The sequence below is a fragment of the Streptomyces sp. CLV115 genome (assembly GCF_038448545.1).
Lineage (GTDB): Bacteria > Actinomycetota > Actinomycetes > Streptomycetales > Streptomycetaceae > Streptomyces > Streptomyces sanglieri.
The window spans coordinates 1-272 of the sequence record NZ_JBCEWQ010000467.1; the positions used below are offsets into that span (position 1 = coordinate 1).

At 55.1% G+C, this 272-nt stretch carries 1 rRNA gene; it reads left to right on the forward strand.

The features are described from left to right. A 23S ribosomal RNA gene (locus AADR41_RS42675) occupies positions 1–272 on the forward strand; the annotation flags it as partial.

Sequence of the window (272 nt, forward strand, 5' to 3'; positions counted from 1 at the left end):
CCGCTAAGCCTAAATATTCCCTGGTGACCGATAGCGGATAGTACCGTGAGGGAATGGTGAAAAGTACCGCGGGAGCGGAGTGAAATAGTACCTGAAACCGTGTGCCTACAAGCCGTGGGAGCGTCGCATGCAAGCTTGCTTGTATGTCGTGACTGCGTGCCTTTTGAAGAATGAGCCTGCGAGTTTGCGGTGTGTTGCGAGGTTAACCCGTGTGGGGAAGCCGTAGCGAAAGCGAGTCCGAACAGGGCGTTTCAGTAGCACGCTCAAGACCC